The sequence below is a fragment of the Paenibacillus sp. FSL H8-0259 genome, assembly GCF_037963255.1.
Lineage (GTDB): Bacteria > Bacillota > Bacilli > Paenibacillales > Paenibacillaceae > Paenibacillus_AQ > Paenibacillus_AQ phytohabitans.
On sequence record NZ_CP150147.1, the window covers coordinates 6680642 to 6703790 of the forward strand.

General features: G+C 51.9%; 18 protein-coding genes and 1 tRNA gene. 5 read left to right on the plus strand and 14 right to left on the minus strand.

Annotated features, from left to right (window positions below; all coding sequences use genetic code 11):
• Nucleotides 1-77: 77 nt before the first annotated feature.
• The 6 genes from NSU01_RS28580 to lonB all read right to left on the minus strand — a co-directional run bounded on the left by NSU01_RS28580 (nt 78) and on the right by lonB (nt 8243).
• Complete coding sequence (locus tag NSU01_RS28580; RefSeq protein WP_076248595.1) at nt 78-665, minus strand: non-ribosomal peptide synthetase module; 588 nt, start codon at nt 663-665, stop codon at nt 78-80.
• A 28-nt stretch (nt 666-693) separates the two neighbouring features.
• A complete protein-coding gene (gene yihA / locus NSU01_RS28585) occupies nt 694-1359 on the minus strand; it encodes a ribosome biogenesis GTP-binding protein YihA/YsxC (RefSeq protein ID WP_039296666.1) in 666 nt (221 codons plus the stop codon).
• 12 nt (nt 1360-1371) lie between these two features.
• Nucleotides 1372-3765, minus strand: coding sequence for an endopeptidase La (lon, locus tag NSU01_RS28590; RefSeq protein WP_076248593.1), 2394 nt, complete (start codon nt 3763-3765; stop codon nt 1372-1374).
• A gap of 372 nt (nt 3766-4137) precedes the next feature.
• Nucleotides 4138-4764 (minus strand): acetyltransferase, encoded by a 627-nt coding sequence (locus NSU01_RS28595; protein WP_076248590.1) that lies wholly within the window; start codon nt 4762-4764, stop codon nt 4138-4140.
• Between the two features lie 515 nt (nt 4765-5279).
• Entirely contained in the window at nt 5280-5783 is a 504-nt protein-coding gene (locus NSU01_RS28600) for a hypothetical protein (protein WP_076248588.1), read from the minus strand.
• 750 nt (nt 5784-6533) lie between these two features.
• Nucleotides 6534-8243, minus strand: a complete 1710-nt coding sequence (lonB, locus tag NSU01_RS28605; protein WP_076248584.1) for an ATP-dependent protease LonB — start codon at nt 8241-8243, stop codon at nt 6534-6536.
• A gap of 190 nt (nt 8244-8433) precedes the next feature.
• Between lonB and NSU01_RS28610 the strand changes: the two genes are divergently transcribed.
• Genes NSU01_RS28610 through NSU01_RS28625 form a run of 4 tightly spaced genes read left to right on the plus strand, consistent with a single transcriptional unit; the run spans nt 8434 to nt 12481 of the window.
• On the plus strand, nt 8434-9897 hold the full coding sequence (locus NSU01_RS28610) for a spore germination protein (protein ID WP_179093646.1): 1464 nt from the start codon (nt 8434-8436) through the stop codon (nt 9895-9897).
• A 39-nt stretch (nt 9898-9936) separates the two neighbouring features.
• Entirely contained in the window at nt 9937-11145 is a 1209-nt protein-coding gene (locus tag NSU01_RS28615) for a Ger(x)C family spore germination protein (protein WP_042139664.1), read from the plus strand.
• Nucleotides 11142-11351 (plus strand): hypothetical protein, encoded by a 210-nt coding sequence (locus NSU01_RS28620; protein WP_042139665.1) that lies wholly within the window; start codon nt 11142-11144, stop codon nt 11349-11351. The genes NSU01_RS28615 and NSU01_RS28620 overlap by 4 nt, the downstream gene beginning before the upstream one ends.
• 32 nt (nt 11352-11383) lie before the next feature.
• A complete protein-coding gene (locus tag NSU01_RS28625; RefSeq protein WP_076248582.1) occupies nt 11384-12481 on the plus strand; it encodes an endospore germination permease in 1098 nt (365 codons plus the stop codon).
• A 144-nt stretch (nt 12482-12625) separates the two neighbouring features.
• On the opposite strand, the gene ispG is transcribed toward NSU01_RS28625, so the two are convergent.
• The 5 genes from ispG to NSU01_RS28650 all read right to left on the minus strand — a co-directional run bounded on the left by ispG (nt 12626) and on the right by NSU01_RS28650 (nt 18443).
• Nucleotides 12626-13771: a flavodoxin-dependent (E)-4-hydroxy-3-methylbut-2-enyl-diphosphate synthase gene (gene ispG, locus NSU01_RS28630; RefSeq protein ID WP_039296744.1), complete on the minus strand. Its 1146-nt coding sequence runs from the start codon at nt 13769-13771 to the stop codon at nt 12626-12628.
• Between the two features lie 128 nt (nt 13772-13899).
• The gene (gene clpX, locus NSU01_RS28635) at nt 13900-15156 is read right to left on the minus strand and encodes an ATP-dependent protease ATP-binding subunit ClpX (protein WP_042139666.1); all 1257 of its coding nucleotides are present in this window, start codon (nt 15154-15156) and stop codon (nt 13900-13902) included.
• 12 nt (nt 15157-15168) lie between these two features.
• A complete protein-coding gene (gene clpP / locus NSU01_RS28640; RefSeq protein ID WP_042139667.1) occupies nt 15169-15759 on the minus strand; it encodes an ATP-dependent Clp endopeptidase proteolytic subunit ClpP in 591 nt (196 codons plus the stop codon).
• A gap of 302 nt (nt 15760-16061) precedes the next feature.
• A complete protein-coding gene (tig, locus tag NSU01_RS28645) occupies nt 16062-17417 on the minus strand; it encodes a trigger factor (protein WP_042139668.1) in 1356 nt (451 codons plus the stop codon).
• 96 nt (nt 17418-17513) lie between these two features.
• Nucleotides 17514-18443, minus strand: a complete 930-nt coding sequence (locus NSU01_RS28650; protein WP_042139669.1) for a hypothetical protein — start codon at nt 18441-18443, stop codon at nt 17514-17516.
• A gap of 150 nt (nt 18444-18593) precedes the next feature.
• On the opposite strand from NSU01_RS28650, the gene NSU01_RS28655 reads away from it, so the two are divergent.
• A tRNA-Arg gene (locus tag NSU01_RS28655) sits at nt 18594-18667 on the plus strand.
• A gap of 513 nt (nt 18668-19180) precedes the next feature.
• Here the strand turns inward: NSU01_RS28655 and NSU01_RS28660 are convergent.
• From NSU01_RS28660 to pstC, 3 genes are all read right to left on the minus strand, one after another.
• Nucleotides 19181-21058: a FapA family protein gene (locus NSU01_RS28660; RefSeq protein WP_076248580.1), complete on the minus strand. Its 1878-nt coding sequence runs from the start codon at nt 21056-21058 to the stop codon at nt 19181-19183.
• A gap of 212 nt (nt 21059-21270) precedes the next feature.
• Nucleotides 21271-22152 carry a phosphate ABC transporter permease PstA gene (gene pstA / locus NSU01_RS28665; protein ID WP_042139673.1) on the minus strand — a complete coding sequence of 294 codons (882 nt, stop codon included), beginning with the start codon at nt 22150-22152 and terminating at the stop codon, nt 21271-21273.
• The gene (pstC, locus tag NSU01_RS28670) at nt 22152-23096 is read right to left on the minus strand and encodes a phosphate ABC transporter permease subunit PstC (protein ID WP_042139674.1); all 945 of its coding nucleotides are present in this window, start codon (nt 23094-23096) and stop codon (nt 22152-22154) included. The genes pstA and pstC overlap by 1 nt, the downstream gene beginning before the upstream one ends.
• Nucleotides 23097-23149 lie beyond the last annotated feature (53 nt).

A 23149-nucleotide genomic window follows, 5' to 3' on the forward strand; every position in this document is an offset into this window, starting at 1 on the left:
GAGGATATGTATAGTATACGTAAAAAAATACAACCATTTCGCTAGGAAATGATTGCTAAATTTTAAAATAAATTTCGTTATGCTTCTAATTGAAACAGCCGATAAGTTACCATCTTAAGCTGTTCGTCTACTTCACGGATGTCCGCTTCATGCTGACAAGTATTGCGGAGATCCAGCAGGCTATTAATCTTCCGGCGCTCCTGTTCTATCTCATGCTCTACCGTCTGCAGCTTGTAAATAGACATCATCTCTACTAATGAATATTTATGCTGATAGATCAGCTTGGTGCCGCCGGGTCTCACTTCCGAGATCCGGCGCACCGAGCCGCCCTCATAGTAATACATCATGGTTAATTCCTTATAAATCCGGTTCACGGTTCCCGTGCCCTTATACATGAAGAAGAGCTTACGGACCGCATTGATCAGATGAGGATTCACTACCCTGCAGGACAAGGAACCAATATAGATGCCGCCTTTGCGTTCAAAAGACAGATGTACCTCCTCGCCTCCGGCTTCCTCCAGCACAATCTCCTGTTCACCCGCGCCAAGGATCTTCACACGGTGGCTGATATAGCTGGTATCGGCGGTAAGCAGAAACTGGTTCAGCTGAAATTCGGTCATTTGCATTGTTGCATTCACATATTCCATAGCCAGACGCTGAGCCATAACCATCCCTCAATTCTATGACAAACCCTTAAGTCTCAGAAGAGTCTTCGTGCTGTGGTTCATCCCCGGAATCCTGATCGTCCGGTTCTGCCGGAGGTTCTTCTTCGGTAGGAAGAGTATGTCTATCGATAAGTTCCCATAGTTCGTCTTTGCCAAGTCCAATCTCTGAAGAATAGGCAATGAAGTTATCACCCGGCAGCACACCGAGCTCCTGCTTCATCACTTTGATATGCTTCGGCCAGCGGGTCTTCGGAATCTTATCCGCCTTGGTTGCCACTACACAGAGCGGCAGATCATAATGCTTCAGCCAGTCGAACATCATCTTGTCATTGCCGGTTGGCGGATGACGAAGGTCTACAACGAGCAGGACCATCTTCAGCGTTTCACGCTCGGACATGTATTTCTCAACCATTTTGCCCCAGGAGGCGCGCTGCGTCTTGGAGACCTTGGCGTAGCCGTAACCCGGAAAGTCAACGAAATACATACTTTCATTAATACGATAATAGTTCATATGCTGCGTCTTACCCGGTGTAGAACTGGTGCGGGCGAGATTCTTGCGGTTAATCATGCGGTTAATCAGAGAGGACTTCCCTACATTGGAGCGCCCTGCCAGAGCAATCTCCGGCAAGGCATCCTCAGGGTACTGATCAGGGCCCACGGCACTGATCACAAATTCGGCATTGTTAACTTTCATAGGACTTCCTTTCTAATGCACACTACTTGGCGCTTCAATACTTATTTCTGTATCCGTATCTGTGTCTCTGCCGCTGACGGCCTCATGATCCACAAGTGCATGCTTCAGCACCTGATCCATATGGGCTACCGGCACAAACTCCACATCGTTCAAGACACTCTCGGGAATATCCTTAAGGTCACGCTCGTTGTCCTTAGGAATGAGGATCTTCTTATAGCCTGCACGGTGGGCAGCCAGCGATTTCTCCTTGAGGCCCCCGATCGGCAGCACACGCCCGCGCAGCGTAATCTCGCCGGTCATCGCCACAGTCTTCGAGACATAACGTTTCGTCAGGGCGGAGATCAGGGCTGTTGCAATCGTAATCCCTGCAGACGGACCGTCTTTGGGGATCGCACCTTCGGGAATGTGGATATGAATATCGTTCTTCTCATGGAAATCCGGCGCCAGTCCCAGCTCCTCCGCCTTAGAGCGGGTATAGCTGAAGGCGGCCTGCGCCGACTCCTTCATCACATCACCCAGCTGTCCAGTCAGCGTCAGCTTGCCCGTACCCTGTACAACCGTTACTTCGATCAGCAGCGTGTCGCCGCCAACCTCGGTCCAGGCCAGCCCGGTCACGGTGCCGATCTGATCCTCCAGCTCCGCCATTCCATAGCGGTACTTCGAGGCGCCCAGATAATCCTTAATCTCTTCCGGAAGAATGCTTACGCGTTCCTTCTCTTCCGAGACAATCTGCTTGGCGGCTTTGCGGCATAGGGCAGCAATCTGCTGCTCCAGGTTCCGCACCCCGGATTCCCGGGTGTACTCGCGCACAATCTTCAGCAGCGTATCGTCCTCAATGGACAGCTGTTCCTCTTCCAGCCCATGATTCTTGCGCTGCTTCGGCAGCAGATAGCGGCTGGCAATCTGCAGCTTCTCAAGCTCCGTATATCCCGGAATGAACAGCATCTCCATCCGGTCCAGTAACGGACGCGGAATATTATGCACGGCATTCGCTGTCGTTACGAACATGACATTCGAGAGATCGAACGGCAGCTCTACGAAATGATCGCTGAACGTATTGTTCTGTTCAGGGTCAAGCACCTCCAGCAGAGCCGCCGACGGATCGCCGCGGAAGTCCGCTGCCATCTTGTCGATCTCATCCAGCAGGAAGACCGGGTTGATACTGCCCGCAGTCTTCATTCCCTGGATAATACGCCCCGGCATAGCACCGACATAGGTACGGCGGTGACCACGAATCTCCGCTTCATCCCGCACGCCGCCCAGCGAGATGCGGACGAACTTACGGTTCAGCGAGCGGGCGATGGAGCGGGCGAGCGAGGTTTTACCGACACCCGGAGGACCTACCAGACACAGAATTGGCCCCTTCAGACTCTTGACCAGCTTCTGTACCGCCAGATATTCCAGTACGCGTTCCTTCGGCTTCTCCAGACCGTAGTGGTCTGCATCCAGCACCTGCTCCGCCTTCTTGATATCCAGATCATCTTCGGTTGCTTCGCTCCACGGCAGACCCAGCAGCCAATCCACATAGTTGCGGATGACGCTGCCTTCGGCCGAGCTTGCCGGCATTTTCTCCAGACGGTCGATTTCTTTCTCGATCTTCTCCTGCACACGCTCTGGCAGATTCTTCTCTTCCATCTGGGCGCGCAGCTCATCCGCTTCGCCTGCCCGGCCTTCCTTCTCGCCAAGCTCCTTCTGGATCGCTTTCATCTGTTCGCGCAGGTAATACTCCTTCTGGGTCTTCTCCATCTGCTTCTTCACGCGCTGGCTGATCTTGCGTTCCAGCTCCAGCACTTCACGCTCATTATTGAGGATATCGAGCAGCTTCTCCAGACGTTTGCTGACGTCAATGGTCTCCAGAATCTCCTGCTTCTCCTTAATTTTCAGCGCCAAATGACTGGTGATCACGTCGGCCAGCCGGCCCGGCTCTTCAATATCGGAGACAGCGGCCAGCGTCTCGGGAGTAACCTTCTTCGACAAGGTGATGTAGTGTTCGAACTGGCTCAGTACGGTACGCATGAGAGCATCACTCTCCTGATCGACATCCTCCTGCTCCGGCAGCTCACGCGCCATTACCTCGTAGTACTCCTCGTTATCCGTATAATGAATAATCTCGGCACGCTCTACGCCCTCCACCAGCACTCGGATCGTGCCGTTGGGAAGCTTCAGCATCTGCCGCACATTCGCAACTGTACCCACCCGGAAAATATCTTCTTGTCCCGGTTCCTCTATATTCACTTCCGACTGGGAGCAGAGGAGAATCAGGTTATCTTCAACCATAGCTTTTTCCAGTGCCCGGACTGACTTCTCGCGGCCTACATCTAAATGCAGAACCATGCTGGGATATACAAGAAGACCTCTAAGCGGTAATAAAGGAAAACGACGACCTTTCGATTTGCTTTGTATCATCGCTTTCGCACCTCCCATGGTTCATAAGTAGTGTCATATGCATTCATTCTAACAAAAGCGGCATGAAAACACCAACAAGCCTTGTGCCGCAGATGGTTACACTAAGCTTTATTTTGTTTGGTATTTAACATTTGCATAATACTCTCATGAATGGCACGGACATCCCTATTATTTACTGTATTTGATTGTACTATGCTAATCATGCACTGGATCTATATTTAGGAAAGAAAAACCATAAACGTGTGATGGGATATCTTAGTCAAGATGTAAGATACTTACCCTCTTACTTTAATCAGGTTTATCCCACACCTCATACTATTTCAAAGCAACAAGGAGCAGGAACACCCTGCACCATGCTCTTTCAGTATGTAATCAGGTGCTAATGATTTTCGCAGGAACTCCATAAGCTTTTGTGTTACTAGGAATATCCCTAACTACGACTGAACCAGCACCAAGAGTCGCATCAGTTCCAATTGTGACACATTGAATTACAGATGTCCCCATTCCTATTCTGGTGTATTTCCCTACTCTAACTTGTCCTGCTAAACGCACACCTGGAGAGATCTCCGCATAACTATCTATAAAACACTCATGGCCTACTGATGCTCCGGTGTTTACAATTACATATTCCCCTAGTGTAGCTTCAGTAACAATAATCGAACCAAATCCAATAAAAGCACCTCTACCAATTGTTGCAGATGGAGAGATAATCGCAGATGGATGAACAGCACTCACAGTATCGTAGCCAATTTCCGATGCGTATTTCATCACACTCTCTCTTTTCCTATTATTCCCAATAGCCGGGAAGATGTGTGTTATTCCACGATTAATAAGATCCGGTAAAAGTTCACTGCCACCCAACACAGGTAAACCCATTATAAATGCCCCCTGTTTTTTCTTATCATCATCTATAAATCCCGTTACTTTAATACCATTAAGAAAGAAAATTTCTTGTACTACTTTAGCATGTCCACCTGCTCCGAAAATCACAATTTTCATTTCCTAACCTCACTATCCATTATTTCTTTATAGTCCATATTTCGGTTTTACCGCATTGAATATTTATAAATCATTATTTTTATAATTCAATATTTTTCAATTTACTAACTTAATCATCTCATCAAAATGCATTTTAAAGATGAAAAGATCATTCACCACCCTCGCGGCATAGCAACGGCTGAAAGTGGATCTCCGTGCAGCACGTATGCAGCGCAGTAAACGAAATTCCACTCTGCAAATGCGTTGTTGCGTAATCAGCGGAACTCATAAGACCCCTCGTTCTTAAAGATATTATAGATATACGCTTGTATTATATCCTCAGAGTAGTAATAAATTCTTTTTCCCGCAGCACCTTGAAGTAATCTAGTCCCCTAAGCAAATCATTCATCTGAACCGGATCCAATTCTCCGATCTCATCCAAGAAGAGAATCCCGCCGTACGCATAACACATAAAAAAAGAACGCCCGTCACGGACGTTCCCCGAATGTATTATTATTTTGGACGATTAGCCCTGATTACGCATTTACACTTTGTGCCTTACGGTCCTGCCTTGCATGCAACGTCTTCATTGCCAATCTTGCGATCGGCTGCGCAACCAGCAGTTCAATCCAGAAGGCTATCCCAAAGTTCCTTGGCCAGATATGAAGGAAGTTTCTGATGGGCTCCAAACTTACATGCCCCGTTCCAACCCATGTGCCAATAACCGATAGTGAAATCGATAATATTGTAACATTCAATAAAATATTCAATAGAACCCTGGCATTAAATCCGTCGGTTTGTCCTGTGAATTTCGGCAGCACTTTGCGGACAATAGGTCCGGCCACCAGCCGTACCAGCAGAACTACGATTACCCACATAAATGGAAGGATCTTCAGTGTATCCAGATATACTTCCTTGCTGAATCCGAGTTCCAACCCTACGATAAGAGGAGCAATAGTATTGACTGAAATAATTGAGACAATCAATAAAAATAATAAACCTTCTTTGGCGTTTCTGGGCAGTCTTGTTTCTCCGTGCATGTACGTCATCTCCATAAAAATAGTATTTCAGATGGCAGACGTATCCTGAGACATATATTTTCAGTCTATAAAAGACTAATATCTCCACACACTGATCTATTTATTATATCACTATCTTTGGTTGAATGTCAGACTTTCCGCTCGAATTTCATCATTGAATCTGCTTGGCTCCATAACCATCCAACCTGCGAGACCGTATATAAGTTCGATACGCATAGAGAATTATCATTCCGAATAGTATCCCCGCTGTATCAATAACTGCGTCGTACAACCTGCCGTCACGTCCAAAGAATAACTGAACAATCTCAGTGGAAACCGCAAATATCACAGAATAGATAATACTTATAAGGAAGCTCTTTTTTATCCTGAAAATGAGTAATCCAAAAATCAAAAATCCCGTAAAGTGCCCAATTTTCCGGATAATATATCCCAATGTATACGTCAAGTCCAGTTTGAGTAAGTCATGAAAATTTGGAGACAGCGATAAGCGGAAGTATGGTATTGTTCCGGAAGCCCAGAAATTCGAGTCGGCTGCGCATGTGAATACCAACAGTGCCATCCCCCATACCAACAGTATTAACATTTTCATCTATATCCTTCTTTCATTAATTAGAAAATTAAACATTGTTCATATTATAAGTTATGCACTCTTGCCGTTACAGTTTTTATATTCTAATCTTAACACTAAAGAAGGCGATCTCTCAAAATACTAGCTGAGAGATCGCCTTCTATTCAGGTCAAAAGCTTAACTCACCCACCCAGATTCTCTCCCGAAGCATCCGCCTTCAGCAGGGAAGACGCCGAAGAGAAGGTCTCGCCCGACACGGCCGGCATTCTCACGTCTGCCGTATCCGCGCCGAACAGATGGCGGAAAACTTCTTCGACGGTGTCCATCGGGATGACCCGCAGGGGACCGAGGTCGGCGAACAGCGACTGCCAGTTCTCCTTAGGGATCAGCACGGTGGTTGCACCGGCCTGGAACGCGGCCTCGACCTTGGCGACCACGCCGCCGACCGGCTTCACACGGCCGTGGATGCCGATCTCCCCGGTAATCGCTACCGTGTTATCCACCGGCAGCTGCCGGATGGCGGAGACGATAGCCACCGCCATGGCTACTCCGGCGGACGGGCCGTCAATCGGTGTGCCGCCTGGGAAGTTAATGTGCAGGTCGTAGTGGTCCGGGTCCAGCTTCATCGTACGCAGTACGGTCAGCACATTCTCGATGGAGCCTCTGGCCATACTCTTGCGCCGGGTCGTCCGTGAGCCGCCGCGCAGCTCTTCTTCATCGACTACACCGGTTATATTCAGTCGGCCTTGTCCATTAGCAGCAGGTGCGGCGGAGACTTCAATCTCCAGCAGCGTGCCCATGCCCGGCCCGTAGACGGCAAGGCCGTTAACCAGCCCGATCTGCGGAGACGTCGGAATCTTGCGCTCCGTCCGCAGCGGCAGCTGGCTGCTGCCCGCGACCCATTCCACTTCGGCAGCGCTCAGGGTATCCCGGCCTTCGGTCAGGGCCAATCCGGCGGCCAGCTGGATCATATTCACGGCCTCGCGGCCGTTCGTGGCATATTGCTGCACCACTTCCACCGCTTCGGGGCTTGGCTTCAGCCCGACCTTCTGGACGGCATCCCGTCCGATCACCGCAATCTCCTCCGGCAGCAGCGGCCGGAAATAGATCTCCATGCAGCGCGAACGGAGCGCAGGCGAGATTTCATCCGGCGAACGTGTCGTTGCACCAACCAGCCGGAAATCGGCGGGCAGGCCGTTCTGGAAGATATCATGGATATACGCCGGTGTGTTGCTGTCTTCTGAATTATAGTACGCACTCTCCAGCAGCACCTTGCGGTCCTCCAGTACCTTCAGCAGCTTGTTCATCTGAATCGGATGCAGCTCCCCGATCTCATCCAGGAACAGAATCCCGCCATGCGCCTTGGTTACCGCTCCCGGCTTCGGCTGCGGAACTCCGGCCACCCCCATGGCCCCCGCACCCTGATAGATTGGATCATGCACCGAGCCGATGAGCGGATCGGCAATCCCGCGCTCATCGAAGCGCGCGGTAGTGGCATCGATCTCTGTGAATTTGGCATCGCGCTTGAACGGGGATAGCGCATTCTTCTTCGCTTCCTCCATGACCACACGCGCAGCGGCTGTCTTGCCCACACCAGGCGGCCCGTAGATAATAACATGCTGCGGATTGGCACTGCAGAGCGCGGCCTTAAGTGCGCGCAGCCCGTCCTTCTGTCCGACGATATCATCGATGGAGGCCGGACGTGTTTTTTCTGAGAGCGGCTTGGTCAGAGAGATCATCCGCATCTTGCGCAGCTTATCCAGCTCCTTGCGCGATTCCCGGTCTACCGCCGTCTTGTTGGTCTTCTGTCCACGCAGCAGATTCCAAAAATAAACGCCGATGACCAGCGCGAAAAAGAGCTGCACGATCATCAGCAATATACTTAGTTGCATAGCACACCCTCCTGTTTCCTTCCGTCTGCCTGTCCAGTATTTAACTACTACTAGGTAGTATAGCCGTTTCAATCATTCATAAACGCCTGTGCCAAAAAAACAGAAGACTCCTGCACCCTTCCCGGCCCGCAGATTGCATACGATTCCCATAAACGGAAAGACTATACCGGATAACAGGAGGCGAATGCACATGACGCAGCTGGAAAATGCAGGATCACCGCAGGAGAAGCTGCCGGAATCTCTGTCCGTTTTTATAGAGGGAATGCAAGTCCGCCTGGGCAAAAGTACAGATATCATCTACCGGTTCATCACACTTGGCCCTTTGTCCGCTGTGCTTGTCTTTATTGAAGGCCTGTCTGATCCGCAGTCTCTCATTCAAGCGGTTCACGAGGATGCCGGCCTGTTCCATGAACTGGACGAATTCACGCCGGTAACCTGCCTCAAGCTGCTGCAGGAACGGACGCTTACCCTGGGCAAGGTTGGAGAGATCAGCAACTATACAGAGGTTGAGACGGAAATTCTGGCGGGCAACACGATTCTCTTCATTGAAGGCAGCGTTACGGCGCTGTCTGCCGGTACAGAGGCTCTCAAGCAGCGTGCGGTGGAGGATGCGGTCTCCCAGTCGGTAGTCCGCGGGCCCCGAGAAGGCTTCACCGAATCCCTGCGGGAGAATACCGCTCTGGTCCGCAGGCGCATCCAGAACCCGAAGCTGCGGATCGAGTCACGCAAGCTGGGGGAGCAGACCCAGACGGATGTCGCGGTGATGTACATTGAAGGCAATGCCGATCCCGTCGTACTGGAGGAGCTGCGCAGACGGCTGGATGATGCCAGGCTGGATAGCGTACTGGAGAGCAATTATATCGAGGAGATGATTCAGGACAAGCGCTACAGCCCTTTCCCGACCGTCTATAATACCGAGCGTCCGGATGTCACGGCATCGGCACTGCTGGAAGGGCGGATCGCCATTCTGGTGGAAGGGACTCCGTTTGTGCTTGTGGTTCCCGCACTGCTGGTGCAATTCTTTCAATCCAGTGAGGACTACTACCAGCGGAGCGATTTCGCCAGTCTGGTGCGGCTGCTGCGATTTTTTTGTTTCGCCATTGCTCTGCTGACCCCTTCCTTCTATATCGCCATCACTACTTTTCATCAGGAGATGATTCCGACCACACTGCTGATCAGCCTGATCGGGCAGCGCGAGGGGATTCCTTTTCCGGCATTCCTTGAAGCCTTCATCATGGAGATTACCTTCGAGATTCTGCGCGAGGCCGGTATCCGGCTGCCCAAATCCATCGGCCAGTCCGTGTCTATCGTCGGAACCCTGGTTATCGGTCAGGCAGCGGTTGATGCGGGGCTGGTCTCAGCAGCCATGGTCATCGTAGTGTCGATCACAGCGATCGCTAATTTCGCATTACCGGCCTTCAATGTCGGCATTTCTGTGCGGATGCTGCGTTTCGTGCTAATGGCGATTGCCGCCTCCTTCGGCCTGTACGGGATGATTATCGCGATGATTATTCTGGGCCTGCATCTGTGCAGCCTGGAATCGGTAGGCGTCCCTTACATGACCTCCTTCGCGCCTATGCGCTGGCAGAGCCAGCGGGACACCTTCATCCGCGTCTCGCGGCGCAGCATGAAGAAGTTTTTTGGACGAAACTAGAGGTTGCCTGTGAATCTATAACGAAAGGAACGCTGCCTAATGCGGGGAAGACGTGCCCTTACGATCCTCCTGATTCTAAGTCTCATGTCACTTACCGGATGCTGGAGCCGCAAAGAACTGAATGATCTCGCTCTGGTCATGGCGCTTGGCATTGATCTGGTTCCGGAGGGGTATGCGGTCACCGTCCAGGTTATGAATCCCAGCGAGGCCGGTAACCAGAAGGGAGCCTCCTCAGGAAGCCTGCCTGTCGTAACCTACAAATCCGTAGGCCGTACCGTCCCCGATGCGCTGCAGCGGATGCTGGGCATGACTCCCCGTATGCTGTATCTGGCCCATATCCGTGTGCTTGTCTTTGGGGAAGAACTGGCCCGCAGCGGGGTCAGCGATGCGCTGGACTTCATCTCACGCGACCATGATCTTCGTACCGATTTCTACCTGCTGGTAGCCAAGAACTCGAAAGCTTCGAAGATCCTGGAGATTATCACACCTTTCGAGCATATTCCGGCGAACTCCCTGTATTCTTCCATTCTCGTCTCCCATAAGAAATGGGCAGCGACCGGGAAGGTAACCCTGCAGCAGTTCATTACCGAGCTGGAGCGCGGCGGCTCGAACCCGATCATGTCGGGAGTACAGTTAAAAGGAGATCTGGAGGACGGGGAGTCCGCCAAAAATGTGCAGAGCATCAGCCCGAAGGCCCTGATCCAGCATGCCGGCATCGCCGTGTTCAAAAAAGACAAGCTGGTCGGCTGGCTGGGCGAACCGCTCAGCAAGAGTGTTAATTATACGCTGAACGATGTAGACTCAACGGTTGGAAATGTCCCCGGCCCGGATGGCGGAACCGTAGGCTTCATTGTTTACCGGGCAGACACTTCGATGGATATCAAGCTGAATGACCAGGCCAAACCCGAATTCACGGTGCGGCTGAATATAGAAGCGAATCTGACGACAGTGGAAGGAACCCTAGATCTGAACAAGCCGTCCAGCATTGAGGGCATTGAGAAGAATCTGGAGAAACGCTTCGACGACAGAATGGCCAGTGATATCCGGGAGATCCAGCAGAAATATAACTCGGATATCTTCGGCTTCGGAGAAGCGCTGCACCGCAAATATCCGAAGCTGTGGAAGGATTACCGCGACCATTGGGCGGACACCTTCAAGACCGTTAAGATTGATGTTCATTCCAAGGTGGCGGTCCGGCGCATCGGCTCGGTCATACAGCCGCTCAAAAGGGAGCTCGAGGAGAAATGAACTGGAGTCTGCTGCTACTGTTCTTCCTGCTGTTTGTACTCTTCCTGAAGACACCCGGCGTTCTTAGGCTCCGTTCCGCCCGGGATACCGCTGCTTTCTATGGCATCTGGGCTCTGACTGTCATAGTTACTCTCGCAGATAAGGCGGATCTGCCCCAGCTTAGGCCGCTTGACTGGGTTCGCAGCATAATGGAGCTGCTGTCCTGAATATTTTTTTGCGGAAAGGATGTGAGATAGAGGTGAAAAGCCGTACCGGTATTGCCGCGAGGCAGTTCTACATTATGACATTCGGTTTAACCATCGGCACCTCTATTCTGGTCATCCCGAGCGGACTTGCGCATACCGCCAGAGAAGATGCCTGGATCGCCTCGCTCTGCAGCCTTATGATCAACCTGGTCATGGTGGTGCTGTATCTATTCATCGCACGGCTTCACCCCGGCAAACATCTCTTTGAAATTCACGAAGCTGCCTTCGGTAAATGGCCCGGTAAAATAATTTCACTGCTGTATCTGTTCTATTTCCTCATTCTCACCGGCACTCTGCTGGGTGACCTTGGATTCTTCATGTCGAGTGAGATTATGCCGGAAACGCCGATTGAGGCCGTCCAGATTGTGTTCCTGATTGCTGCGGTTATGAGTGCCGGCATGGGGGTTGTCATACTCGCCAGATTGGGGGAGCTGCTGTTTCCCTGGGTATTATTTCTGTTCCTGATCCTTGTCCTCACGCTGATCCCCCAGATTGAATGGAATCATATCAAGCCTGTGTTGGAGGGAGGCACAGGTCCCGTTTTCCAGGCCGGTTTTCAGGCCGCCATGTTTCAGGAGCTGATTGTGATGATGACGTTCCTGCCCCTGGTCCATAAGCGAAAAAGCGGGGAGAAGGCCTTCTTGTGGGGCACTCTGACCGGCGGTATCGTGCTGCTCCTTATTGTACTGCTCAGCATTCTGGTGCTTGGCATTGAGCAGACCGAGAATAGCACCTTCCCTGCTTACGCCTTGGCCAAAACGATCAATATCGGGAACATTCTGCAGCGCGTCGAAGGATTACTGATCACCATCTGGATATTAACCTTTTTCATCAAAATTTCGCTGCTCTACCTCTCCATCCTGAAGGGTATCCAAACGGTCTTCGGGCTCAAAGCTCCACAGCATCTGATCTACCCGTTGGCCGTATTGTTCCTCATCATCGCCTGGAATACATATATCAACACCGTCTACGTCAATGACATTATCGGAACGGTATGGGGGAAATTCTCGTTCATTTTCCTCCTGCTGATCCCGTTCATGATCTACGTTCTAACCCTGCTGAAGAAGGTTGTTTTCCGGAAAAGAACATAAAATAACCCCCAAAACATCTAAATTCTTAGCTATTAAAAAGCGCCCCGCCGCAGTCGGTCTGAACGAACCAGACCTCTGCAGCGGGGCGCTTCATGTATATAAACATAGTTGCTATTAGGATAGGATGCGATAGAATCAGTTCAGTTAATTGCTGCCCTCTGGGTTACCAACAACTACAGCCGGAGCCAGTCCCGCATGCTTGCGGCCGGGAATCTCACCCGTTTCTTCAAAATGCGCCACAATGATGTCAATTTCCTTCTTCAGCTCGGAGACCAGCTCTGCCTCAGGAACCTTACGGATCATCTTGCCGTAACGGAACAGCAGACCTTCCCCGCGTGCGCCGGCGATGCCGATATCGGCTTCCCTTGCTTCACCCGGCCCGTTCACTGCGCAGCCCAGTACAGATACCTTAATCGGCACCTTCAGCTTGGAGATGTACTCTTCTACTTCATTGGCGATAGAGAAGAGATCAATGTCCAGGCGTCCGCAGGTCGGGCAGGAGATCAGTGTAGCCGCGTTCGAGATCAGACCAAAGGTCTTGAGCAGCTCACGTGCCACCTTCACCTCTTCTACCGGATCAGCACTCAGTGAGATACGTACCGTGCTGCCGATCCCCATGGAGAGCAGCGCACCAATCCCGGCGGAGCTCTTCACGGTTCCTGCGAACAGTGTACCGGACTCGGTAATCCCCAGATGCAGCGGGTACGGAATAACCTCCGCCGCTTTGCGGTAGGCTTCAATGGCCATCGGCACATCGGATGCCTTCAGCGATACGATAATATCATGGAAATCCAGCTCTTCGAGAATTCCGATATGGTACAGGGCACTCTCCACCATAGCTTCCGGTGTAGGATAGCCGTATTTCTCCAGCAAATGCGTCTCCAGGGAACCGGCATTAACCCCGATACGGATTGGAATCCCTTTATCCTTGCAGGCTTTAACTACAGCTTCCACCTTATCGCGGCGTCCAATATTGCCGGGATTGATCCGCACCTTGTCGATGCCGTTCTCAATCGCCAGCAGGGCCAGCTTATAGTTGAAATGAATATCCGCTACCAGCGGGATATGAATCTGTTTCTTGATTTCCTTAATTGCCGCCGCCGCTTCTTCATTATTAACCGTCACACGCACGAGCTGGCATCCGGCTTCCTCCAGCCGCAGAATCTCGGCTACGGTCGCTTCCACATCGGCGGTTTTGGTCGTACACATGCTTTGGATAGCAACCTCGTTGTTTCCCCCAATAATAACCCCGCCGACATTGACGGGACGGGTCTGGTGTCTCAGGAACATGGTTTTCTCCCCCATAACGATCAAAGCTCCACCCTCTCCGCTCCCGCAGGTACTGCGGGGTGTGCGGGAGAAAGTGGAGACCCTGAATTGTATTGTTAAGCTGCACTAAGCAGATGATTACTCATTGCTTACGCACTTTCTTCTTTTTTCTTATCCTTTTTGAGACTAAGCTCCGGCAGGGACTTCTCCTGGACAACCTTCTCGGTAATGACACAATCCTTGATGTCATCACGCGAAGGAACCTCATACATCACGTCGAGCATAATGCTCTCGATGATTGCACGCAGTCCGCGGGCACCGGTGTTGCGTTTGATCGCTTCCTTGGCAATAGCTTCCAGGGCAAGCGGTTCAAACTTCAGCGCTACATTATCCATCTCGAGCAGCTTAATGTACTGCTTCACGAGCGCGTTCTTCGGCTCGGAGAGGATACGTACCAGTGTGTTCTCATCAAGCGGCTCCAAGGTCGAGATGACCGGCAGACGGCCGACAAACTCAGGAATGAGGCCGAACTTGAGCAGATCCTCAGGCAATACCATGGAGAGGTATTCGCCGGCTTTGAGATCCTTCTGACCTTCAGCCCCTGCGTTGAAGCCGATGACTTTTTTGCCGATACGGCGTTTGATCATTTGCTCCAGGCCGTCAAAAGCACCGCCTACGATGAACAGAATGTTCGTGGTATCGATCTGGATGAATTCCTGATGAGGATGCTTACGTCCGCCTTGCGGTGGAACAGAAGCCACTGTACCTTCCAGGATCTTCAGCAGAGCCTGCTGTACGCCTTCACCGGAAACGTCACGGGTAATGGACGGGTTCTCCGATTTACGGGCTACCTTGTCAATTTCGTCTATATAGATAATGCCGCGTTCGGCCTTCTCCACATCATAATCAGCCGCTTGAATCAGCTTCAGGAGGATGTTCTCAACGTCTTCACCGACATAACCTGCTTCCGTAAGGGAAGTGGCATCTGCAATGGCAAAAGGAACGTTGATGATCTTCGCCATCGTCTGCGCCAAGAGGGTCTTACCCGAGCCTGTAGGTCCGAGCAGCAGGATGTTGCTCTTCGTCAGCTCCACATCTTCAATCTTGCTCTGGCTGTTCACACGCTTGTAGTGATTGTATACGGCAACGGAGAGCGATTTCTTCGCCTGCTCTTGGCCGATTACGTATTGATCCAGAATATCGCGGATTTCCTTCGGTTTCGGAATATCCTTCATATCCAGTTCTTCTTCGTGACCGAGCTCCTCTTCCACGATTTCCGTGCACAGCTCGATGCATTCGTCACATATATAAACGCCAGGTCCTGCTACCAGCTTACGAACCTGCTCTTGCGATTTGCCGCAAAAAGAACATTTCAGTTGCCCTTTTTCATCATTAAATTTAAACATCTTACCACCCCTTTAAGATATGATCGGTGAAGAGAGTACCTGGTCAATGAGCCCGTATTCCTTCGCTTCTTCCGCGCTCATGAAGTTATCGCGGTCCGTATCCCGTTCGATTTTGTCAAGGGGCTGACCTGTGCGCTCTACATAAATCTGATTCAGCTTCGCCTTCGTCTTCAGAATCCAGTCGGTATGGATCCAGATATCGGATGCCTGCCCCTGAACGCCGCCAAGCGGTTGATGAATCATAACCTCGCTGTTGGTCAGCGCAAATCTCTTGCCAGGCGCTCCAGCTGTAAGGAGCAATGATCCCATACTGGCAGCCATCCCTACACAAATCGTTGAAACATCCGGTTTGATATATTGCATCGTATCATATATACCCATGCCGGCTGTGACAGAACCACCGGGCGAGTTGAGGTACAAGTGAATGTCTTTTTCGGGGTCATCTGCTGCCAGGAACAATAACTGGGCAATAACCAGATTGGCGACATCATCGTCAATCGCACTGCTTAGGAAGATGATGCGATCCTTGAGCAATCTCGAATAGATATCGTATGAGCGTTCTCCCCGACTTGTCGTTTCCACAACCATTGGTACCAGACTCATGCCACCAACCTCTTTTCTCTATACAGATTAGTCTTTCCGTTTCAGAAATATTTTAACACGTTCAAAGCGGGATGTCATTTATTCACTGCTGCTCTTAACCGCACTGCTCATGTGCATGCCATTATATCGCAATTCCGCGGGCAATGCCAATTCTTGATTCGTGGTATGTACTCACATAACGTCCGCCCCGATAAAAATAAGGCACGTAACAAAAACTTACGTGCCTTATCTGCTCTTTATGGAGGCCTAATGGAAATGGCCGTGCTAGGTAAAATTTCTAAAGAAGACTACTCAGCAGATGACTACTCAGCGCTTGCTTCTTCTGCAGCCGTTTCTTCAACGGGCGCTTCTACAACAGGAGCCGGAGCATCAACTTCTACGCTATTGCTAACGAGGAACTCAATAGTCTTGCGCAGCGAAATTTCGTCACTCAGGCTGCTCAGGGAACCATTGGCCGCCAGAATGCTGCGGATTTCTTCAGGAGTACGTTTGTAAGCTTCTGCCATAGTAGCAAGCTCTTGAGTAACTTCCTCTTCGGAAACTTCGATCTTCTCTTCCTTAGCGATGACTTCCAGAACAAGGTTGTTGCGAACGCGCTTCTCGGCATCGCCCTTCATCTGTTCCTGCAGGTCTTCACGTGTCTGGCCGGAGAAGCTGAGGAACATATCCATGTTCATGCCCTGCTGGCGAAGACGGGTGTCGAAATCACGAACCATGTTCTCTACTTCACTGGCGATCATAGCTTCAGGAATTTCAACTTCAGCATTAGCAGCAGCTGCATCAACTACTGCAGTTTCGCGAACGCCTTTGAGTTCTTCCTGTTTGCGGGACTCCAGCTGTGCCTTCAGATCTGCCTTGTATTCTTCCAGAGTGTCGAATTCACTTACATCCTTAGCGAATTCATCATCCAGTGCAGGAAGCTGTTTGCGTTTGATTTCGTGCAGCTTCACTTTGAATACAGCTACTTTGCCGGCAAGCTCAGCAGCATGGTAAGCCTCAGGGAAAGTAACTTCAACATCTTTGAAGTCTCCGGTGGACATGCCAACTACTTGCTCTTCGAAGCCCGGAATGAAGGAGTTGCTTCCCAGTTCGAGGGAATGACGCTCAGCCTGTCCGCCTTCGAAAGGAACGCCGTCAACGGAACCGTCGAAGTCGATCACAGTGATGTCGCCGTTAACAGCTGCTTCATCTTCAACTACAACAAGCTCAGCATGACGCTCTTGCAGACGTGTCAGTTCAGCGTCCAGCTCTTCATCAGTTACTTCAGCCTTCTGTACAGGAACTTCCAGACCTTTGTACTCGCCCAGCTTCACTTCTGGCTTAACAGTGATCTTCGCTTTGAAGATGAACGGCTGGCCTTTGGCGAATTGCTCGATGTCTACTTCAGGACGGTCTACAGGGAAGATGTCGGTTTGTTCAACTGCTTCGCCATAAGCTTCAGGAAGAAGAATGTCGATGGCATCCTGGTACAGGCTTTCCACACCAAAACGGGATTCGAAAATTGGCCGCGGCACTTTACCTTTACGGAATCCAGGTACGTTTGCTTTCTTAACCACTTTATTAAAAGCTTTGTCGAGTGCTGCAGCTACACGGTCTGCTTCTACTTCGACTTCAAGAACTCCAAGGTTCTTCTCTATTTTTTCCCAGGTTGCTTTCATAATATACTTTTCCCTCCAAAATTGGTTACATGTTTACTTAAAAAAAGTCATACAATTCACGCACAGAATAACCATTATATTATATACAACATTACTTTATTTATCAAGTAGAGAACTCTTTACAAATCCTTTGAGCGAACGGTAGGCCGCTTCGAATTGAAAGCGCATGCTGTCCGTGATCCCGTACATACTCCGTGTTTCCTCTTCATTGCGGTTTCCGTTCAGGCTCTCCGACACCATCTGGTGCAAGGCTCCGGCCCAAATATCCAGCAGTGAATACTCTCCGTCCAGCAGCTCGCGGTATTCCTTCGTTCCATAAATCGACATGATGAACTGCCCCCAGAGCTCCTGGGCAAAATAGTACAGCGTCGGCTCATGCACCTCGGCCTGCTCCGCCACCCGCTCCAGCACCTGGCTTACCTGCGGCGGGAACTCGTCATTCTGCAGCGGCACAGCCTCGATCTCCACCTCAGCGGCTTCGTGGCCGCGGCTCAGCCTGACCGCCCCCTGGGCCCCGCGGCGGCGGAGCGTCTGCAGCGTGCGGAACTGCAGCAGCGGATGCACCTCAGCCTGCTGCAGCCAGCCGGTCAGCGCTTCATCTACATGGCTTCCCTCCAGGTAGGAGAGCTGCTCCAGCGCCAGCACGGTCGCTTCGGACAGCGGCTCATTCATGACCCGCTTCAGCAGCTTATCGGGATAATCCGCATCCTCCTCCAGCTTGGATTTGGCCAGAATCCGGGCCATATCCTCTTCCTTCAGATCCTGCTCTTCTGCAGAGGGGGCATCATCCGCATCCCCGCCCTGTGCGGCGTAGGGAAACGCCGCCTCCAGCCAATCCAGCAGCGACTGCCACTCCTCGTAGTGCCGCTCTTCCTGTCCTTGGCACTGCAGCAGAAAACGCAGCAGTTCCATCGCTTCCCCGTAACGTTCACTTTCCAGCATTACCGTAAGCTGGATCTGATAATAATCCAGCGTCTTCGGGAACAGCACGATATTCTCTTTGGCAGGGGAATTGAATTGATTCATGAGGGCACCTCCTTTTCTCCGTTCCTCTTCATCCGAACCCTAATCAATTGTTGATTATAGCATATCCCCGTACGGTTTCAAAAAAACAAGTTGAAAAAATAATCTATGTATGATAACATAATTTTTGCTTGCTTTTCAGTCAGGCACCATGTCCCGGTAGCTCAGTTGGATAGAGCATGCGCCTTCTAAGCGCACGGTCGGGGGTTCGAATCCCTTCCGGGACGTCATAGAACAGCCTCCCTTCGGGGAGGCTGTTTGTGCGTCCGGAGGATGAGAACCCTCGCGCCAACGGGGACGTTGGAGCATACGCTTCGTTAGGATCTGCTTCGCAATCAGCCCGAATGGGCTGTATTCTTCCGGGACGGTACGTGCCAGCACATAGCGGGGCCCTTGCGGACTGGAGGGCCCTTATTTGGGCGGATCGCGCCATTCCGCAGGCCATGCGGACACAGATTCCGCATATATCCTGGAATGCTCTATTTCCTCGCATACAGTCTACAGCGCCCCTCATCGTCTTCACCTTATTCCTCACCGCTTCTTCTATCTTGCCTGTTACTCCCTACACTTGCATCATCCTGCCGCTTACCTTCACTTACCCTCACTTCGCTTCATCCCTGCCACCCGCACCCGTATCCCCGCACTCTGACGTTCTCCTTCACTTCGCCCTATTTCTCACTGCAACATAAACAAAGAGCGCCCACGCAGCCACAAGGCATACAGGACGCTCTTATATTACACTACCCTCTCCCGGACTCCGCAGCCAGCTTCATGCTCCGCAGACTCTCGGCGTTGAAGACCAGGTTCTCCACCGGCTCGGTGATGTCTGCGGTATAGCGGTCAATGGTGACTTTGCCCAGGTACATTTTGCGGACGGAGATGCTTTGTTTGGCCTTGAGGTAGGATTGTGCGCCGCTCTCCCCGCCGACATAAAAGGCAGAAATGCTGCCCCCGGCCTCCAGCTTGGAGCCGCGGCAGACGGAGAATGTTTTGAGAAACGTAATATTGCCCGAAGAGAACAGCTCACTCTGCACAATCCCGTCCCGGTGGATGATGATATCGCCGTTGGATTTCAGCGTGCTGTTCTGGCATTTGCCGATGTTAACCTCGACCTTAGTCTCCTGCATCCGGGCCACACCCATATGCAGCTCCTCCAGCATGCCGATCACTCCGCTGAGCGAAGCTTCACTCATATAATCCACCAGCTGGGCAGGCTTCAAGAACAGATTCAGGAAATGCAGCGTCTGCTCCAGATCCTGATGGTAAGAGGCCTGAACCGTTGCCAGCACCGAGAGCAGCTCCTTGATCAGCTGCGGGATCTTCTGGAACTTGCTCTCCAGCAGCAGCAGCACAGCCTGTCCGTACTTCACGCTCTGCTTCCGCCCCTGGACGGCCTGAACCAGCATCCGGACCGCGGTCTGGAGGATCTTGGTCTCTTCAATCAGCAGCTTGGAGCAGTTGTAGATCCGGTTGTACATCACGCCGAAATACCCGGAGTACAGATTGCTGTTCACTACATTGCCTTTGACAAGAATACTGCCGGTGGCTGTGATGGTGGAGTTATAGATGCTGCCGGCAACATAGACGTTACCCAGCGACTCAATGATCATATTGTCCTCGACATCGCCCCGTATAATGACATCGCCGGAGAATACAATATTGCCGGATTTAATGTTCACATTGCCGGGTACGATGTAGGACGTGCAGATGTCGAAATATTTGATCCGGTCACCGGTCACCCGGGGCCGGCCTTCACGCAGGGCGCGGATTTCATTGCCGATCAGCAGGACTGTATTATTTTTGGCGAGAATCGTAAGGTCTGCAGGCTGCGGGGGATATAGAATCTCTCCATATACGTCATAGCCGGGAATCCCCTCGATAACCGGAATTTTGCGCGCCAGCACTTCACCGCGGATCGCGGAAGGAATACGCAGATGGCTGCGGTAATCCACCTGGCCTTCAATCTCGTTGAATTCATTCTCAATCGTCTCGGAGAAAAACAGTTCAAGATACGCATTCTCCCCCGGCACAGCCGCTCTGCCCTGGGCAGCGGTAATTGGCTGATAAGTGGGATTCTGCAGTTCAGCATGAATTCCGGAGATATTCAGGTTCTGAATGATTCCCCGGCGCTCAAAGTCGGCAATAATCTGGTTCAGGCCCAGAATTCCGACAACATTCTCCGTATTCATCACGGCGTCTACTTCCACCATTCCGGCGGATAAATGATCATTCAGCTTCCAGGAGAATTTCTTCGTGGAATGGAGGGTGAAAAAAGCCAGCAGACGATCCTCCGACACGGTAATCGAATACAGCGGCGGCTCCGAGATTTCCCACTCTATAGTATCCTCCGTAGTTACCTCGGCCGGGCCGGAAACCGGCTCGCCGTTGACATATAGATTAACCGGAAGAACTCCCATAATCACTGCGGGCGAACCGCCGGGCAGCGGGTCCTGTACGAAGATTTTGTCAGCCCGGACCAGCACCCGCCCCCCGTGGTCATGATCCGGGTCACCGGATACCATAAATGAAATATCAAACTCGATATCACCGTCACCCTGCGACAGCTCCAGCATATTAATCAGCTTATTCAGTTCCTGCTCGGACATACGGTCAGGCATTCGGCATACCCCCTGTTCCTTATAACCGCTTTCATTCATTCTAGTATTATTATAATTTTAAGCAATGGAAATAGATAGGCTCCCCTGTGAAAAAAAGCCCTCCGGCGCCTGCGATCCTCCGCGTCTCCTGTCACGTCAAACAGGCTGCCCGCCGTGGATTATCCACAGCAAAGGCAGCCTGTCATTCACATATACCGCTCCAAGTCTAAGTCTCAGCGCCCCCGGCGGCGGTTCCCCAGCCACAGCGGAAAGCGGAAAATAAAGTTAATCAGCAGGACTACGAACACCAGCACCGCAGCGGACTTGTCCGCGATCTGCCGCGCATCCTCGACAATCGCCTCGGACTGCACGTACCACAGATGGACCGCCAGGGTCTCACCCGGCGAGAACAGATTGAAATCCCACATCTCACCGGAGGTGCTGAGTCCGGCGGTCAGGATAATAACCGCCGATTCCCCGAAGGCGCGTCCGGCCACGAGGCAGACGCCGGTGATGATAGCCGGAAGGGCTACCGGCAGCACGACCTTGCGGATGACATGGAACTTCGTCATGCCGAGTGCATAGCCGGCTTCACGGATCTCGCCGGGGACCGCGCGCACGGCTTCTTCCGTGACGCGGGCCAGCATCGGCAGGTTCAGCAGTGCCAGGCTCACGCCTCCGCCGAGGATGGTCAGGCCGACACCGAAGTACTCGGCGAAGATCGCCAGGCCCAGGAGGCCGAACACGATGGACGGAACGGAGGCCAGGGATTCCACACAGATGCGCAATGCGCCTGTGAAGGCATTATCCGGCGCATACTCTGCCATATAGATACCTGCCCCGATCCCGATCGGAACCGAGATCAGCAGCGAGATGAACAGAATATAGAAGGAGTTGAAAAGCACAGGGCCGATCCCCCCGCCGGCATCCATCTCTTCCGGTTGCTTGATCAGGAAGTCGGGCCGGAGCGCCGGCAGGCCTTTGCTTAAGATGGTGAACAGCAGCCAGAAAATCAGCAGCATCACCAGAGCGCCCAGTGTGTAGAAACCGATGGTTGCTATTTTGTTGCGCCGCTGCGCCCTTGCCGTATATCGTGTACGAGTAAACCCGTTCATCAGGCATCCCTCCGTTTCCGGCCCAGCACGCGGATAATTAGAATCAGCACAAAGGAAATGAGCAGCAGCAGGAAGGCCATCATATGCAGGGAGTAGTTCCAGGTGGACTCAAACTCAACATTCGAGATCTGCATTACAATGTTGCTGGTCAGCACGGAGGTTGGCGTGAACAGGGTCTTCGCCAGCTGAGGCGTATTGCCGATCACCATAACCACCGCCATGGTCTCGCCGATCGCACGGGTCATGCCGAGAATAACGGCCGAGACAATCCCCCGGCTTGCTGCCGGCAGTACAACGCGCATAATGACCTGAAGACGGGTCGAGCCCAGCGCATACGCGGCGTCACGGTATTTGCGCGGAACGGACACAATGGCATCATCGCTGATCCGGCAAATGGTCGGCAGCACCATCAGCGCCAGCACGAGGGCTGCGGCGAGCAGTCCGTCCCCCAGGCCTTCTCCGCTCACTCTTCGCAGGAAGGGAAGCAGTACGGTCAAGCCCAGATAACCATATACAATAGAAGGAATACCGACCAGCAGATCCAGCACCGGACGGATGAAGCTTGTCAGCCATTTAGGCGCGATCTCCGCACAGAGCACGGCCATAGCGACTGAGATTGGTACGGCGATGACCAGGGTCAATGCGGTAAGCGATAATGTATTTACAATAAAGGCAGCGGCGCCGAAGGCATCCTCTTCCGGTGTCCAGTTGAACGAGAAGAAGAAATCGAGCGGCGAGACGCTCCCGAACAGCAGCAGCGCCGTTTTGCCGATGAATACAATAACTAGTCCAAGCACCACACAAAGCGCAAGGATACTGAACAGGAAATAATAACGGGATATCGTGTTGCCAAGCAGATGTCTCTTATGTCTTCTGGTATTTACTTTAACTTCCTCAAGGCTCTTCTGTGTCTGTGCTGTCAGGCTATGAACCGGTGCCCCCATACTTTCCCTCCTGTAAGAGGCCAACCCCGCATGAAGCTCCGGAGCTGGCCGCT